This is a genomic window from Marinobacter vinifirmus, assembly GCF_002258215.1.
In the GTDB taxonomy this organism is placed as follows: Bacteria; Pseudomonadota; Gammaproteobacteria; order Pseudomonadales; family Oleiphilaceae; genus Marinobacter; species Marinobacter vinifirmus.
In genome coordinates, this window is the sequence record NZ_NEFY01000004.1 from 92,358 (window position 1) to 108,782 (window position 16,425).

Annotated in this window: 14 protein-coding genes and 1 tRNA gene; 3 read left to right on the forward strand and 12 right to left on the reverse strand. The window is 58.6% G+C overall.

Going from position 1 to position 16,425, the window contains the following annotated elements:
* The first annotated feature begins 27 nt into the window (after positions 1-27).
* A complete protein-coding gene (locus B9Q17_RS06675) occupies positions 28-921 on the forward strand; it encodes an SDR family oxidoreductase (RefSeq protein WP_094624614.1) in 894 nt (297 codons plus the stop codon).
* A gap of 38 nt (positions 922-959) precedes the next feature.
* Here B9Q17_RS06675 and fnr read toward each other — a convergent pair whose 3' ends face one another.
* Both fnr and ylqF read right to left on the reverse strand, forming a co-directional pair.
* Positions 960-1,709: a fumarate/nitrate reduction transcriptional regulator Fnr gene (fnr, locus tag B9Q17_RS06680; protein WP_022987830.1), complete on the reverse strand. Its 750-nt coding sequence runs from the start codon at positions 1,707-1,709 to the stop codon at positions 960-962.
* Between the two features lie 85 nt (positions 1,710-1,794).
* On the reverse strand, positions 1,795-2,718 hold the full coding sequence (gene ylqF / locus B9Q17_RS06685) for a ribosome biogenesis GTPase YlqF (protein ID WP_094624615.1): 924 nt from the start codon (positions 2,716-2,718) through the stop codon (positions 1,795-1,797).
* A 235-nt stretch (positions 2,719-2,953) separates the two neighbouring features.
* On the opposite strand from ylqF, the gene B9Q17_RS06690 reads away from it, so the two are divergent.
* Positions 2,954-3,394, forward strand: a complete 441-nt coding sequence (locus B9Q17_RS06690) for a Spy/CpxP family protein refolding chaperone (protein ID WP_227508219.1) — start codon at positions 2,954-2,956, stop codon at positions 3,392-3,394.
* A 257-nt stretch (positions 3,395-3,651) separates the two neighbouring features.
* Complete coding sequence (locus B9Q17_RS06695; RefSeq protein WP_094624616.1) at positions 3,652-5,703, forward strand: BCCT family transporter; 2,052 nt, start codon at positions 3,652-3,654, stop codon at positions 5,701-5,703.
* A gap of 51 nt (positions 5,704-5,754) precedes the next feature.
* On the opposite strand, the gene B9Q17_RS06700 is transcribed toward B9Q17_RS06695, so the two are convergent.
* The 10 genes from B9Q17_RS06700 to B9Q17_RS06745 all read right to left on the reverse strand — a co-directional run bounded on the left by B9Q17_RS06700 (position 5,755) and on the right by B9Q17_RS06745 (position 16,389).
* Complete coding sequence (locus B9Q17_RS06700; protein ID WP_094624617.1) at positions 5,755-8,232, reverse strand: efflux RND transporter permease subunit; 2,478 nt, start codon at positions 8,230-8,232, stop codon at positions 5,755-5,757.
* An 88-nt stretch (positions 8,233-8,320) separates the two neighbouring features.
* Complete coding sequence (lipA, locus tag B9Q17_RS06705) at positions 8,321-9,364, reverse strand: lipoyl synthase (protein ID WP_094624618.1); 1,044 nt, start codon at positions 9,362-9,364, stop codon at positions 8,321-8,323.
* Between the two features lie 131 nt (positions 9,365-9,495).
* Complete coding sequence (locus B9Q17_RS06710) at positions 9,496-10,773, reverse strand: O-acetylhomoserine aminocarboxypropyltransferase/cysteine synthase family protein (RefSeq protein ID WP_094624619.1); 1,278 nt, start codon at positions 10,771-10,773, stop codon at positions 9,496-9,498.
* Between the two features lie 117 nt (positions 10,774-10,890).
* A complete protein-coding gene (locus tag B9Q17_RS06715; protein WP_094624620.1) occupies positions 10,891-12,102 on the reverse strand; it encodes a serine hydrolase domain-containing protein in 1,212 nt (403 codons plus the stop codon).
* Between the two features lie 25 nt (positions 12,103-12,127).
* Positions 12,128-12,571, reverse strand: coding sequence for a PACE efflux transporter (locus B9Q17_RS06720; protein WP_094624621.1), 444 nt, complete (start codon positions 12,569-12,571; stop codon positions 12,128-12,130).
* Between the two features lie 110 nt (positions 12,572-12,681).
* Positions 12,682-12,758: transfer RNA gene (locus B9Q17_RS06725), tRNA-Met, on the reverse strand.
* Between the two features lie 91 nt (positions 12,759-12,849).
* Entirely contained in the window at positions 12,850-13,941 is a 1,092-nt protein-coding gene (ychF, locus tag B9Q17_RS06730; protein ID WP_022987812.1) for a redox-regulated ATPase YchF, read from the reverse strand.
* An 84-nt stretch (positions 13,942-14,025) separates the two neighbouring features.
* Entirely contained in the window at positions 14,026-14,616 is a 591-nt protein-coding gene (gene pth / locus B9Q17_RS06735) for an aminoacyl-tRNA hydrolase (RefSeq protein ID WP_094624622.1), read from the reverse strand.
* Positions 14,617-14,637: 21 nt separating this feature from the next.
* The gene (locus tag B9Q17_RS06740) at positions 14,638-15,276 is read right to left on the reverse strand and encodes a 50S ribosomal protein L25/general stress protein Ctc (protein WP_058340356.1); all 639 of its coding nucleotides are present in this window, start codon (positions 15,274-15,276) and stop codon (positions 14,638-14,640) included.
* A 162-nt stretch (positions 15,277-15,438) separates the two neighbouring features.
* A complete protein-coding gene (locus B9Q17_RS06745; RefSeq protein ID WP_058340355.1) occupies positions 15,439-16,389 on the reverse strand; it encodes a ribose-phosphate diphosphokinase in 951 nt (316 codons plus the stop codon).
* Positions 16,390-16,425: the final 36 nt, after the last annotated feature.

Consider the following 16,425-nt stretch of genomic DNA (forward strand, 5'->3'; position numbering starts at 1 on the left):
GTGATATTCCGGAGGCGTTGATTCCGCGTGCATGTACTTGTTGTTCACGACTACGGCCCACTGGGGAAAGTGCTCCTGGAGCGCTTGCGCAAAACCCATCTGCGGGTGAGCCCTTTGCTGGTCAGCGACCCGGCCAATGCCGACCTGAAAGCCCTGGAAAGCTGGATTCCGGAAGATGCAGACCTGATTGTGAATGCGCTCTGGCTGGCTGACCCGGAGAAAGCCGAAGCCAACCGGGAAGCGGCCCATGAGGTGGCCTTTTCGCTGCCCTTGTGCCTGGCCGAGCACGCCCGGGACCGAGGCATGGCGCTGCTGCAGTTGTCTTCCTGCTACGTGTTTGACGGCCGCAAACAGGGTGCTTACATAGCGTCTAACCCGGGCCAGCCAATCAACGAGCTGGGCCGCTGGCAGTGGGAGTGTGAACAGGCGCTGCGTACACTGCTGCCCCGGCACATCCTGCTGCGTACCGGCTGGAGCCTGGGCCGCTTTATCCGCAAGCTGTACGAAAGCACGGGGCGCGCAGACACCTTGTCGCTGCCCGGCCGCTGCCAGGGCCAGCCGGTGGCCGTCCAGGACCTTGCCCGGGTGATAAGCGCGATTGTGCTGCAACTGGATTGCGGTGCCGAAGTCTGGGGCACCTATCAGTATGCCGGTTCCGAAGAGATCAACCTGTATGAGCTGGGGCTGGCGATCGCCGGTATGCCCGGTATTCCGGAAGACATTCGCGTGGTGGACGAACTGCCAGAGTGGGGACACCTGGAGCCGGTAAACACCACCATGGTGTGCAGCAAGATCAAGAACACGTTCGGTATCAAGCAGCTGCCCTGGCGAACATGGCTAAACGAAGAGGTTGCCATGATCAAGGGTGCGGGTAGTAATGACGAAAAAGCTCAGGAGAAGACCGAGCCGACGGACCTGTAATCCGCCGGCCAGTGATATTCAGAAAGGAGTCAGGGTGGTTACTGACAGCCCTGGCGGGCGAAGTCACGGGTAACCAGCTGCAGGGCTTCTACATCCAGCAGTTCTACTTCACGGCCACGGGCACGGATAATGCCCTGGTTCTGGAAGCGGGTGAACACCCGGCTAACGGTTTCTACTGCCAGGCCCAGGAAGTTGGCAATGTCGTTCCGTGCCATGGGCAGGCTGAAGTTGGTCGGCGACATGCGACGGCGACGGAAGCGGCTGGACAGTGACAGCAGCAGGGCGGCAATGCGCTCTTCTGCGGTGTTCTTGCTCAGCAACATGGCCAACTGGTGGCTGTTCTGGATTTCCTGGCTCAGCAAGTGGTACATATGATGCTGAAGCTCGGGCAGTTTGCCGGTGAGCTCTTCCAGCTTTTCGATCGGGAACTCGCACACACTGGTGCGTTCCAGGGCCTTGGCCGTGCAGGCGTAGGTGTCGCTGCTCATGCTGTCGAGCCCGACCAGCTCGCCAGGCATAAAGAAGCCGGTCACCTGCTCGTCACCGCCTTCGGTAATGATAGAGGTCTTCACCGACCCGCTCTTCACCGCAAAGCAGGACCGCATCGGGGTGCTCTGGTCAAAGATGTGCTCGCCCCGGTTGTAGATTTTGCCCTGCTGGACAATATCTTCGAGCCGCTCGAGATCGTTCTCTTCAACGGCAAGGGGAAGGCAGAGGTTGCTCAGGCTACACTGCTGGCATGAGGCTTTGAGCGGAGATACTTGGTGGAGATGAATTGCCTGGGCCATAGTTGATAAACCATCCGGGTTGATCCAAATCAAGCATAGCAGAATGGTAGCCTGATATGTAAGTGTTGAACAGCGAACGATCTATTCAGCGTTTCTTTCGTTTCCGCTGTTCGGCTTTGATGGCTTTTTCCTTCGCTTCCTGCTCTTCCTTGATACGCGCTTCTGCCAGTTCCTGTTCAACCATGTCCGGTGTTTCCAGGGAAATCTGCCCCAGTGTGCCGGCCCGGAATTCGTTCAGCAACACCTCGGAAACCTTGTGCAGGTCCGGTACGCCGCCGCGGCCCAGGAAGCGCCGCTTTTCCGCAATTGCGTCCATCAGCGCCAGCCCGTCCTGTGGCTTCTGGTCGAGGCCGTAGCGGGCCATGACCAGCTCCGGGTAGGCCTGCACCAGATAGTCGGCTTCAAACATCGCAATATCTTCAAAATCCAGTACCGCGCTGCGGATGGCGCCGGTGACCGCCAGCCGGTAGCCGCACTGCTCCGGTGACAGCTTGGGCCAGAGAAAGCCCGGGGTGTCGTACAACAGCACGTTATCCGGCAGCTTGATGGCCTGCTGGGCCCGGGTAACCGCGGGCTCGTTACCGGTCTTGGCGGCAGGGCGACCGGCCAGGGTGTTGATCAGCGTAGACTTGCCCACGTTGGGGATGCCCAGAATCATTACCCGCAGGGCGCTTTTTTCCCGGTTGTGGGTAGGGGTCATTTCCTCGGCCAGCTTGAGGATGCCCAGGGCTTCCTGGCGCTGGTTGTGGGTGAGGGTGATGGCCCGCACTCCGCGTTCTTTTTCAATCCAGGCCAGCCATTGTTCGGTGATTGCCGGGTCAGCCAGGTCTCGCTTGTTCAGCACCTTGATCAGCGGCGTGTCGCCACGCAGCGACGGCACCAGCGGGTTCTCGCTGCTGAACGGGATTCTGGCGTCTACCACCTCGATGATCAGGTCCATCTGGGGCATGACCTGCTTGATCTCCTTGCGAGCCTTGTGCATGTGCCCGGGAAACCAGTTAATCGCCATCGGTGTTGCTCCGCCTGTTGCTGAAAGGCGCCATTATGCAGGGGAATGACTAAACTTTCACATTTATCGGAAGCCCCGTGATGTCTGGGCTGGCAACGGTTTTTCTGTGTGCTGTGTACAGAATGACGGGATATCGGGATGAAATCCGGTGTGTGATTGTTTTAGGGTGTGGGGTCTCAAACGTTAAGCCAATAAACGGCGGCTTTGACAGTGGCCGTCTGCGATGGAGAAAATTATGCAGCAAGTTGTGAAATTTATCGGTTCCGCACTGATTGCCCTGAGCCTGTCGGCCACCGCATTCGCCCAGCAGCCCGGCCAGCCGGACCAGGTTGCCCAGCTTGCAGAAATGGTGGGGCTGTCTGACGACCAGCAGAGCGAAATCCGCGGCATTATTGATGACATGCAGGGCGAGATCGGCGAGTTGCGCCAGAGTGCCCAGAACCTGCAACAGAAGCTGCAGGGTGAAATCAAGCCGGACTACAACGAATCCGCCATCCGCGACAACGCCGAAGAGCTGGGTGATGTGACCGGTGAAATTGCCGCGCTTTCCGCACTGATGCAAGCAAAAGTGGATGCCGTTTTCACCGAGGAACAGCGCGCAGAGCTGGACCGCCAGATGCAGGAAATGCAGCGTCAGATGCAGCAACAGCGTCAGATGATGCAGCCGGGCCAGTAAGTTCGCCCGTCGTTACACTGCCCGCGCCTGCCGATGCTGCAGGTGCGGGTTGTTTTCTCTCCGGTTACCCCCTTTGCCATTCCGCCTTTTCCCCGCAACTCCTTCTGCACAAAAGCCTTGACCGGTCTATAAGTTTATTTCACGGTTAGAAGTATTCTGTGTCATCCAAATAATGCATTTGATCCTATACTTTTCGTAATGCTCGAAAGGGCTCGCAAGAAGCCCTGTAAAACTCACTCATAACATGGATGGACTCTATGGCTTCAGATACGAAAGCTATCCGTTCCACTATCCTCGTACCGGTCTTTATTCCGGCCGTTGTCGTTGCGCTGTTGCTGGTGATCGGAACCATCAGCAATCCCGAACTGGCAGGGGAAGCGTTCAGCGCGACCCTGGCCTGGATTACCGATACCTTCGGCTGGTTCTACATGCTGTCGGTTGCCATCTTCCTGGTCTTTATTGTCTCTGTGGGGGCATCCAAGTGGGGCAATATCAAACTGGGGCCGGACCACGCGGAAGCCCAGTACTCCTTCCCGGAATGGTTTGCCATGCTGTTCTCGGCCGGCTACGGTATCGCGCTGCTGTTCTTTGGCGTGGCCGAGCCTGTGCTGCATTACGCCACGCCGCCTGCCGGCGCTGCTGAAACCGTCGATGCGGCCAAGCAGGCCATGCAGATTGCTTTCTTCCACTGGGGCTTTCATATCTGGGCCATCTACGGCCTGGTAGGACTGGTGCTGGCGTACTTTGCCTTCCGTCATGGTCTGCCGCTGTCTATCCGCTCCGCGCTCTACCCGCTGATTGGCGAGAAGATCTACGGCCCCATCGGCCATGCAGTGGATGTGTTTGCCATCCTGGGCACCATGTTCGGTATTGCCACTACGCTGGGGCTGTCGGTTACTCAGATCAACGCAGGCATCAACTATCTCTGGCCGGAAGTTCCCATCAGTACCACGGTGCAGATCATCGCCATAGCTGTGATTACTGCTGCGGCCACAGTGTCTGTCGTCGCGGGCATGGACAAGGGCGTAAAACGGTTGTCCATTCTGAACATGGTGCTGGCTATTTCGTTGATGTTGTTCGTGTTTGTGGTCGGCCCGACTATCCATATTCTGGAAACTTTCCTGCAGAACACCGGCAGCTACCTGAGCGGTATTGTCGAGCGTACCTTCAACCTGCAGGCCTACACCCGCAGTGACTGGATCGGTAACTGGACCCTGTTTATCTTCGGCTGGACCATTGCCTGGGCGCCGTTCGTGGGCATGTTTATCGCCAAGATCAGCCGCGGCCGCACCATCCGCCAGTTTGTGTTCGGTGTCATGCTGGTGCCATCGGTGTTCACTTTCCTGTGGTTCTCGGTATTTGGCGACACCGCCCTGAACCTGATCATGAATGAAGGTCTGAACACGCTGATCACGGACGTGCAGGATGACCACGCGGTTGCCCTGTTCAAACTGTTCGACGTGCTGCCCTGGTCGTTCTTTATTTCTCTGCTGACGGTGCTGCTGATCATCACCTTCTTTGTCACCTCGTCTGACTCCGGCTCGCTGGTGATTGACTCCCTGGCTTCCGGTGGCGTGATCAATACCCCGGCATGGCAGCGGGTGTTCTGGGCCGTGCTGGAAGGTGCGGTTGCAGCGGTGCTGCTGCTGGCAGGCGGGCTGAGTGCCTTGCAGACCATGACCATTGCCAGCGCTCTGCCGTTTGCCATCATCATGTTGATTGCTGCTGTGGGTATGTGGCGGGCCCTGGTGATCGAAGGGCACCGTGAAACCAGCCTGCAGGCGCACATGATGAGCAACCGGCACATGACCGGCTCCCAATGGAAGCATCGCCTGGCGGCGATTGTGGAATTCCCGGGCAAGCACGAAGTGGAAATGTTCATCAAGAACACGGCCATGAATGCCATGCGGGAAGTGGAGCAGGAACTGAAGGCCAAGGGCTGGGATGCAACCGCCGAGTTCGATGCCGAGAACCTGCGTTCGCACCTGCAGGTGCACCGTGAGCACCATGTCGATTTCATCTACGATGTGCGGCTGACCGAGCACCCGATGCCGGGCTTTGTCTACGGCGAGCTCAAGCGTGACCCGGACGAGCCTGAAGCCTATTACCGGGCAGAAGTCTATCTGCGCCGGGGCGGTCGTTCCTACGACGTGTTCGGCTACGATGAGCATGACATCATCAAGGACATTCTTGACCAGTTCGAGAACTACCTGCACTTCCTCAATATCTCGCCGGGCAAGCTGCCGTGGGATATGAATGAGCATGATGACATGATCAACACCGACGACCCGGAGCCAGGCAAGGCCTGATCCGGTAACTGCAAAAACCCCGCCCGAGCCATGCTCCGGCGGGGTTTTTTATTATGGGGCAGGGAAAGGCTTGAGCAGGACAATCAGCCGGGGCAGCAGGGTCAGGGCGCCGAGCAGCGCCATGAACATGGCGAAGCCGGTGAACAGGCCGAAGTAGATCGTGGGAATAAAGTTCGACAGCACCAGGATCGAGAACCCGGAGATGATGGTCAGCGAGGTAAAGAACATGGCCTGGCCGATACTGCGATGGCAGCGGTGCATGGTGGCCAGGTAGGCACCGTCTTTGGCGAACTCGGTTTTGAACCGGTGGATGTAATGAATGGTGTCATCCACGGCGATGCCAACGGTAATGGCGGCCACGGTAATGGTCATCATATCCAGCGGAATGCCCAGCCAGCCCATCAGGCCCAGCACCGAGCCGGCGGCAATCAGGTTGGGTGCCATGCCGATCAGGGCCAGCTTTACCGAGCGGAACAACAGCAGGAACATGGCCAGGATGGCGCCAAACACGACCCCGATGGTTTTGATCTGCGAATCGAACAGGCTTTGCAGCATGTTGTTGTACATCACCGTCATGCCCGAAAGCAGGATACGGTCTTTGTCGTAACCCAGTTCGGTGCTCAGGTGGTTGCGGATTCTGTCCAGCAGCTCCTGCCGGCGAAGTTCCGGCAGGGTTTCCAGTATGCGGATGCTGAACCGGGCCTGGTCGTGCTCCTCGGAAATATAGGGGGTGAGCAGGATGTCCTGTAAGTCTTCTGGCACGGCAGCCGGTACAAACGCCAGCTGCAGGGCATCCAGCGGTTCACCGCCGTTTACCTGTGCCAGCAGGTCCAGCGTTGTGCTGATCGACAGCACTTTGCCGGTTTCCGGCAGGCTGTGCAGGTAGTCGTGTACCGCGCCCAGGTCCCGCATTTTCTGGTAGGTGTACCAGGTGTCCCGGTATTCCTCGTCGCCGCAATCGTCCAGGAACGGATCGCAGTCGCTGGCAAAGGGATCGTCGCCCGGGTTCTCGGGTGCCGGTTCATCGGTAATCACCACATCCAGCGGGGTCGTGCCGCCCAGCCGGCCGTCGATGGTGATCATGCCCTGGTGAATCTCGGTAGAGGATTTGAAGTAATCGATAAAGCTGTTTTCCACCGTCAGCCGGTTCAGGCCGATCACACACAGCACAGCGATGATTGCCGAGCCGACCAGGACGGTGCCGCCGAAATGCTCGGTAAAGCGGGCAAAGGCATCGGTGAAGGGCACCTTGTTTGACGTTACGCGGTTATCCAGCGGCGGTGGCAGCAGGCTGAGCAGGGCGGGGAAGACCAGGAAGGTGATCAGGAACGCCACGGTAAGGCCGAGGGTCATCATCCAGCCGAAGTCGATCACCGGGCGGATGCCGCTGAAGGTGAGTGAGCCGAAGGCCACGATGGTGGTCACCGCCATGTAAAAACAGGGTTTGACCATGGCCATGATGGTGCGGCGCAGGACATCCCGGGGCGCGGCACCTGGTTCGTCGTGCTGGAATTCCCGGTAGCGCACAATCAGGTGGATGGTGAGCGACAGGGTCATGATCAGCAGCAGGGAAATAAAGTTGGAGGAAATCACGGTCACCGGCCACTGGGCCCAACCCAGAAAACCGATCATCAGCCACACGGTGAAGCCACAGCACAACAGTGGCACCAGTACCCATCGCCACTGGCGGAAAATAATCGCGAGGGTCAGTAACAGGAAGGCCAGTACGCCCAGGCCAAAGGTGGACAGATCGCTTTCGATAAAGCGGATCATGTCGGCGACAATCATCGGTACGCCACCCAGGTGGATGCTGGCGTGCTCCCGGTAGTTGTCCAGAATGCTGCGCACCTGCCCAATGGTGGCATCCCGCTCGGCACCCAGCTGTTCGGTGTAGTCGATGAACTGCCGGCTGACCTGTTCCAGTTGCTGCTGGTCTTCGGCACTGGCATTGCCGCTGCTGGCCTTGTCTCGCAGTTCGTTGCGGCGGTTCAGCAGCTCAAAATAGCGCTCCGGTGTCGGCAGGTTCACCTGAATGGCGGTGGTACCGGCGTCTTCGCTGAGCAGCAGGTTCGGGTACATGGGGTTGTCGAGCAGGGCCTGGCGGGCGGTTTGGGGCGCCACATCGTGGTCGTCCAGGGTTTTGATTTCACTGTCGACGGTATCGAGGGTCAGGTCCGGGCTGTGCAGCAGGGGTACGTTAAGAATGCTGTTGGTAGAGCCGACCGCCTCCAGGGCCTGGAGTTCGTCTCTCAGGGCTGCCAGCCGTTGCAGGCCGGTTTCACTGAACAGGTCTTCCCGGGGGGAATAGGTCACCACCAGGAAGTCGTCAGAGGTAGTGAATATCCGGTTTACCTGCCGGTACTCTTCCAGGGAACGGTCGTTTTCCAGGACCAGGGATTCGGCGGAGGCATCCAGCCGGAACTGATCAAAGCGCAAGGCTGCCAGGGCCAGGATGGCACCGAACAGGATCAGCACAATCCAGGGGTGGGGGAGGATAAAGCGGTCGTACAGGGCGCCGAGGCGATTCATGGCTTACTACTCTGCTGAAAAAACGAGTGCAGAGTGTGCCACAAACCCGGGCCGACTGTGACCTCCGGCCCGGGAATCTGTGAACGGATCAGTCGACGGCTTTCACCGGGATCTGCATGGCGTTGGAGGCGGGCACTTCCGGCACGGCCAGCCCCAGGTTGTTCTTGTCGAACACCCGGTCAGCGCGATAGCTGGAGCGCACCATGGGGCCGGAGGGCACTTCCATAAAGCCCTTTTCCAGGCCGATTTCACGGTAGCGGTTGAACTCTTCCGGAGTCACATAGCGTTCCACCGGCAGGTGGTTCGGGGTGGGGCGCAGGTACTGGCCGATGGTGAGGATGTCTACGCCGATGGCGCGCAGGTCGTCCATGGTTTCCAGGATTTCTTCTTCGGTTTCACCCAGACCGACCATCAGGCTGGTCTTGGTGAGCACGTCTGGCCGGTGTTTCTTGGCGTGGGCCAGGACGCTCAGGGTTTTCTCGTATCCGGCGCGGGGGTCGCGCACACGGCTGGTCAGGCGTTTGACGGTTTCCACGTTCTGGGCGAATACATCCAGGCCAGAATCCACGACTTTTTCCACATCGCTCATCACCGCATCAAAGTCCGGAGTCAGGGCTTCAACGGCCACTTCCGGGGTGCGCTGTTTGATGGCAGATACGCAGGCGGCGTAGTGAGCGGCGCCGCCGTCGGGCAGGTCGTCGCGGTCGACGGAGGTCAGCACGATGTAACGCAGGCCCATCAGCTCCACAGACTTGGCGGTGTTTTCCGGCTCTTCCGGGTCCAGCCAGCCTTTCGGGTTGCCGGTATCCACTGCGCAGAATTTGCAGGCGCGGGTGCACACAGAACCCATCACCATGATGGTGGCAGTGCCGTTGGTCCAGCATTCACCGATATTGGGGCAGTGGGATTCCTGGCACACGGTGCTCAGGCGATGTTCCGAGACATTGCGGCGCACCGCGTCATAGCGCTCGCCACCGGGCATACGCGCCCGCAGCCATTTCGGCTTGCGCTCCAGGGGCTTGTCTTCCGTGTTTGCGGATGAACGCTTCACGCCGTCCTTGATGGCGGAAAAGCCGTGTTCGTTACGGAATTTGGAACCACTGGTAATGCGGGGCTTTGCGCTGTCGCTCATGGGGCCGGAAACTCTCGGGTCAACGTATGGAGAACCTTAAAGAGTAATCCTGCGGCAGGGCAGTTACAAGGCGGGTAGGGGGAATCACGGGGTAACCGGGCACGACATTGGTCGTACCCGGTTGATCAATGTCAGGCCTGGGATTTGTCCAGGGCCTGGGTGATGTCGGCGATGATGTCGTCGGCGTCTTCAATACCGATAGACAACCGCACCAGGTCTTCGCTCACACCGGCACTCTTCAGCTCGTCTGCGTTGAGCTGGCGGTGGGTTGTGGTGGCCGGGTGGCAAGCCAGGGACTTGGCATCGCCAATGTTCACCAGGCGCAGGATCAGGTCCAGGGCATCGATGAACTTGGCGCCGGCCTCGCGGCCACCCTTGATGCCGAAGCTCAGAATGCCGGAGGCCTTGCCGCCACAGATCTTGTCGCAGGTGGCCTTGTAGGGGCTGTTGGCCAGGCCGGCGTAGTTCACCCACTCAACGGCCGGGTGATCCTGCAGGAACTGGGCAACCTTCTGGGCATTATCGCAGTGGCGTTCCATGCGCAGGGCCAGGGTTTCCAGCCCCTGCATGATCAGGAACGAGTTGAACGGCGACAGGGCCGAGCCGGTGTTACGCAGCGGCACGACGCGGCAGCGGCCGATGAAGGCAGCTTCGCCCAGGGCTTCGGTGTAAACCACGCCGTGGTAGGACGGGTCCGGCTGGTTCATCATCGGGAACTTGTCGGCACTGGCTTTCCAGTCGAACTTGCCGGAGTCGACAACAATGCCGGCAACCGTGGTGCCATGACCGCCGATGTACTTGGTCAGGGAGTGGATCACGATGTCCGCGCCGTGTTCGAACGGACGGCACAGGAAGGGCGTCGCTACGGTGTTATCGACAATCAGCGGAATGCCGTGCTTGTGGGCAATTTCGGCCCACTTCTGGATATCCACCACGTTGCCGGCCGGGTTGCCGATAGATTCGCAGAACAGGGCGCGGGTCTGGTCGTCGATGGCGTTCTCGACTGCCTCGAAATCATCGTGGCGCACCATCTTGCACTCGATGCCCTGGTTCGGCAGCGAGTGGGCAAACAGGTTGTAGGTGCCGCCATAAAGTTGACTGGTACTGACGATGTTATTGCCCACCTTGCAGATGGTCTGCAGAGCGTAGGTAATTGCGGCCATGCCGGATGCTACTGCCAGTGCGCCAACGCCACCTTCCAGCGCGGTCATGCGCTCTTCCAGTACATTGTTGGTCGGGTTCATGATGCGGGTGTAAATGTTGCCCTGAACTTTCAGATCAAACAGATCGGCACCGTGCTGGGTGTCATCAAAGGTGTAGGACGTGGTCTGGTAAATAGGAGTGGTGGCGGCCTTGGTGGTCGGGTCGCTCTTGAAGCCGGCGTGCAGCGCGAGAGTTGCTGGTTTCATCACAACATTCCTTGCGGGTGGATTGTTCATTATTGGTTTGAGAAACCGAGTATGCCACAGGCTATTGCGGTTCGGCACGGTACCAGCAGTTATAGCCTTATAAAGCAGATGGCGGTATCAGTTCAGGGCTCCGTACACCAGTGCCCGGAGGTCCTGGCGGATGGGGTAGGAGGAAGATGGCATCAGCTGGGTCATGAAGAGCACCACCATGTCTTCCACAGGATCCACAAAGAAGCTGGTGCTGGCCAGTCCGCCCCAGCCGAATTCGCCTTCCGAGCCGATGGTGGCAGAACTGGCAACATCGGTTTTCACCGAAAAGCCCAGCCCGAACCCGCTGCCGGCATAGGGTGTTTCGCTGAAGCCGCCAATAGAGAGCCCCGGCAGGTCCTTGCCGCCGGGCAGGTGGTTCAGGCGCATGAATTCCAGGGTTTTGCGCCCGATGATGCGCTGGCCCTGATACGCTCCACCCTGGCAGAGGGCCTGGGCGAACCTGAAATAGTCATCAATGGTGGACACCAGTCCACCTCCGCCAGACAGGAACTTTGGCTCCTTCAGGTAGCGGGAGCGCTCCGGGTCGTCCTGCAGCTTCATGGTGTCTCCGGGTTGGTACAGGTAGCAGGCGGCGAAACGTTCCTGCTGGTCCTGCCGGACCTGAAAGCCGGTGTCGGCCATGCCCAGTGGTTCGAAAATGTGCTCACGGAAGTACGCATCCAGTGGCTTGCCGGATAACAGCTCAACCAGGTAACCCAGTACATCGGTGGATACGGAATAGTTCCACGCGGTGCCCGGTGAGAACTCCAGTGGCAGTTCTGCAAGGCGATCCACCAGCTTGTCCAGGGTCAGGATCGAACTGCCATCCAGTTTCAGCTGGCGATAGGCGGCATCGACTTCTGTTCGCTCGGTGAAACCGTAGGTCAGCCCGGAGGTGTGGGTCATCAGGTCCCGGATGGTCATGGTGGTGGCTGCCGGTTCAGTTTCGAAATCCGGGTAGCGGCCACCCGTGTACACCTGAAGGTTTCGCCAGGATGGAATGTACTTGTGTACCGGGTCGTTCAGCAGAAATTTGCCTTGCTCATACAGCTGCATCATGGCGATGGAAGTGATGGGCTTGGTCATGGAATAGATGCGGAACACGGTATCCCGTTCCATGGGCAGGTCGCGCTCGACATCTCTCAGGCCCTGGGCTTCACACCAGAGAACCTTGCCATGCCGGGCCACCAGCGTGACCGCCCCCGGAATCTTGCCGGGTTGAATATAGTTCTCGTCGAAGTGGCGGGTAATACGCTTCAGGCGATCCAGGGAAACGCCGGAGGTGATTGATTCCTGCATGGCAGCGGGCAGCCTTTTGTTCGGTTTAACGGATCTGGTTGGTAGATGCCGGGCCGGCATCGTTATCGGGAAACACGGTATCGTAGCACCAGGTAAACACAAAGGCGTAAACCAGGTAAAACACCACAAAGGCGATATCTACGATCAGCGCATCCAGCAGGCCGATGTCGAGCCACCAGGCGATCACTGGCAGGAATGCCAGCATTAGCCCGAACTCGAAACTGATGGCATGCAGGAATCGCAGCTTGAGGGTTTTCCGGGTAGTGCCGGTGAACCGCTTCAGGCCGTGATCAAACATCAGGTTGAAGATATAGTTCCACAGGGTTGCCATGGTGGCGCCGATGGCGGCAAGTACACCGGTTTCCCCAAGATCCAGGCCAAAGACAAAGGCGGCCAGGGGAGTTGATATGAGCAGGCCGATCACTTCAAAGGAAATGGCCTGGCGGATTCGGTCTTTTGTGGTTCGCATGGTGTTGGGAGTAGCGTAGGCGGGTCGTCCCGCGTCCTGTTCCCGGGAAGGGTGGGGTCGTCCCCAGAACTGAAAAAGCCCGGTTCTTTCGAACCGGGCTTTCAGAATACTGGTAGCAAGGGGCGGAGTCGAACCGCCGACCCCAGCATTATGAGTGCTGTGCTCTAACCAACTGAGCTACCTTGCCATTTCGCTTCAGGGCATGCCCCAAACGAGGCGCGTATTTTCGGTATTTGAGCTCAGGGTGTCAAGGCCTTGAGCCCAAAATTCCGGAAAAATTACACGTTAAAGCGGAAGTGGATAACGTCGCCGTCTTTAACGATGTATTCCTTGCCTTCCAGGCGCCACTTGCCGGCATCCTTGGCGCCGGCTTCGCCGTTGTACTGTACGAAATCGTCATAGCCGATAACTTCGGCGCGGATGAAGCCCCGCTCGAAATCGGTGTGGATAACTGCGGCGGCCTGGGGAGCGGTGGCGCCGATTTTTACGGTCCAGGCGCGGACTTCCTTAACCCCGGCGGTGAAGTAGGTCTGCAGGCCCAGCAGGCCGTAGCCGGCGCGGATGACGCGATCCAGGCCCGGCTCTTCCATGCCCATTTCATCCAGGAACATGGATTTCTCTTCGTCTTCCAGTTCCGAGATTTCTGCTTCCAGTTTGTTGCAGATAGGCACGACTACCGCATTTTCGGACTCGGCGATTTTGCGCACAGTGTCCAGGTGCGGGTTGTTCTCGAAGCCGTCTTCGTTCACGTTGGCGATGTACATGGTGGGCTTGACGGTAAGCAGGCACAGTTCACGGATCAGTGCCATCTGGTCTTTGTCCAGGCCCATGCCGCGAACGGGTTTGCCTTCGTTCAGCACCGGTAACAGCTTTTCAAACATCTCCAGCTGGGCCTTGGCTTCCTTGTCGCCGCTCTTGGCGACGCGCTGTACTCGCTTGATCGCTTTCTCGACGGTGTCCAGGTCAGCCAGTGCCAGTTCGGTGTTGATCACTTCGATGTCCGAAGCCGGGTCTACCTTGTTGGCTACGTGAATCACGTTGCCGTCTTCAAAGCAGCGCACTACGTGGGCGATGGCGTCGGTCTGGCGGATGTTGGCCAGGAACTGGTTACCCAGGCCTTCACCCTTGGATGCACCGGCAACCAGGCCGGCGATGTCCACGAATTCCATGGTGGTGGGAACCACGCGCTCAGGCTTTACAATTTCCGCCAGCTTGGTCAGGCGGGGGTCCGGCATGGCCACCACGCCGGCGTTCGGCTCGATGGTGCAGAAGGGGAAGTTTTCCGCGCCGATGCCGGCTTTGGTCAGTGCGTTAAACAGGGTGGATTTGCCGACGTTGGGAAGGCCGACGATGCCGCAGTTAAATCCCATGGAATGCCTCTGCTGGAACTGAAAAATTTGGGCGGATTATACCGGTGTATCGGTAAGGGTGCGAGTAAGGGGTTGTGCCCCTGCTCAGGGAGTCGGTTTGAAGCTGTGCAGGCGGTTCATGGCCGCGGCCAGTTTTCCGCTGGCAGCATCGGGCAGTACCCGCATCACTTCGTCGAAGACGGCATGGAGCTGCTCGGTTTCCTGCTTGCCCAGGCGGCCCAGTACGTAACCGGTTACCTTGCGGCTGTCGCCGGGGTGGCCGATGCCAAGGCGTAAACGCTGGAAGTCGTTGGTGCTCAGGTGGGCAATGGTGTCCCGAAGACCGTTGTGGCCGCCGTGACCGCCGCCTTTCTTGAGCTTGGCCGTGCCGGGAGGCAGGTCGAGTTCATCGTGGGCGACAAGAATCTGTTCGGGGGGAATCTTGAAAAAGTCCGCCAGGGCTTTGATTGCGGTGCCGCTGCGGTTCATAAAGGTGCTGGGGTTCAGCAAGTGCAGGTCTAGGCCCTGCCACTGAATGCGGGCATACAGCCCGTGGTACTTCTTTTCGGGGCGCAGCGTCTGGCCCGCATCGCGGGCCAGCGCTTCGACGAACAGGGCGCCGGCGTTGTGGCGGGTATTCTCGTAGTCGGCACCGGGGTTCCCCAGTCCAACCACCATGACAATATCCTGTGCCATTCGCCTTTGCCCCCGGAGTGATTACTCCTCGCCGCCTTCCTCGCCTTCGGCTTCCTCGGCGTCGTCCGCCTTGGCACCCTTCGGCTTGTGGATAGAGGCAACCGGCTGGTCGTGGTCTTCGCCCTGCAGCAGGGCAGCAACCTGAACGCCCTTCGGCAGTTTCAGATCGCTCAGGTGAACAACCTGGTCCATCTCTACTTCGTTCAGGTCTACTTCGATGAACTCGGGCAGGTTCTGCGGCAGACAGATAACTTCAACTTCAGTCATGGTGTGGGAAACAACACCACCCTGCAGTTTAACGGCCGGAGCAACATCTTCGTTGATGAAGTGCAGCGGTACGTTAACGTGGATCTCGTGATCCTTGTCAACGCGCAGGAAGTCGGCGTGGGTCAGCAGCAGCTTGTACGGGTGACGCTGCAGATCCTTCAGGATCACGCTTTCTTTCTTGCCCTGAATGTCGATAGTCAGGATGTGAGAGAAGAAGGCTTCGTTTTCGAGGGCCTTTTTCAGCTCGTTGTGCCAGATGGCTACCGGAGTTGCGTCTTTGCCGCCACCGTAGATGATGGCCGGGATTTTACGCTCTTCGCGACGCAGGCGGCGGCTCGCACCTCTCCCCTGATCGTCACGAGGAAATGCTTCAATTACGAATTCCTGGGACATGGTATGTACCTCGTTATTCATCTGAACGGCCCGCGACCAGGCTTGGAACAGATGAGTTCTCTGAAAGGCCAGTTATCTGGCCTACTAAAAGAGTCGGGAGCCCAGCTGGACTCCCGACCCGAAAACTGCCTTTAAGTCTGAGTGTTACGGAGCTTTGCCGGCTCAGACGTTCTCGAACATGGCACTGATGGACTCTTCGTTGCTCACACGACGAATGGATTCGGCGAGCAGCCCAGCCATGCTGAGGGGGCGGATTCTATCACAATTTTTTGCTTTGTCACCCAGCGGGATGGTGTCACATACCACCAGTTCGTCCAGCTCCGAGTTGCTAATGTTCTCGATAGCCGGGCCGGAAAGTACCGGGTGGGTAATGTAGGCAACCACGCGGGAAGCGCCGTGCTCTTTCAGGGCATTGGCGGCTTTGCACAGGGTGCCGGCAGTATCGACAATGTCGTCTACCAGGATGCAGGTCTTGTCTCGTACATCACCGATGATGTGCATCACCTGGGATACGTTGGCCTTGGGGCGACGCTTGTCGATGATGGCCAGGTCGGCATCATCCAGGCGCTTGGCCACGGCGCGGGCGCGGACAACGCCGCCGACGTCCGGAGAGACAACCACAAAGTTTTCGAAACGCTGCTTCTCGATGTCTTCGAGCAGAACCGGCGTGGCATAGATATTGTCTACCGGGATGTCGAAGAAGCCCTGAATCTGGTCTGCGTGCAGGTCTACAGTCAGTACACGATCCACGCCGATGCTGGAAATCATGTCGGCTACTACCTTGGCGCTGATGGCAACCCGGGTAGAGCGAACGCGACGGTCCTGACGGGCGTATCCGTAATAGGGGATAACGGCGGTGATCCGTGTGGCGGAAGCGCGGCGCAGGGCGTCGGCCATCACGATCAGTTCCATCAGGTTGTCGTTGGTCGGGTAGCAGGTGGGCTGGATGATAAAGACATCGTGGCCGCGCACATTTTCGTTGATCTCAACGGTGGTTTCACCATCGCTGAAACGACCAACAGTGGCCTGACCCATGGGAATATGAAGTTTCTTGGCAATATCCTGAGCGAGTTCAGGATTGGCGTTGCCGGCGAAGATCATCAGTTTGGACACGACAGTATCCTTCTCAGTATCGGCGTTTGATTCAGA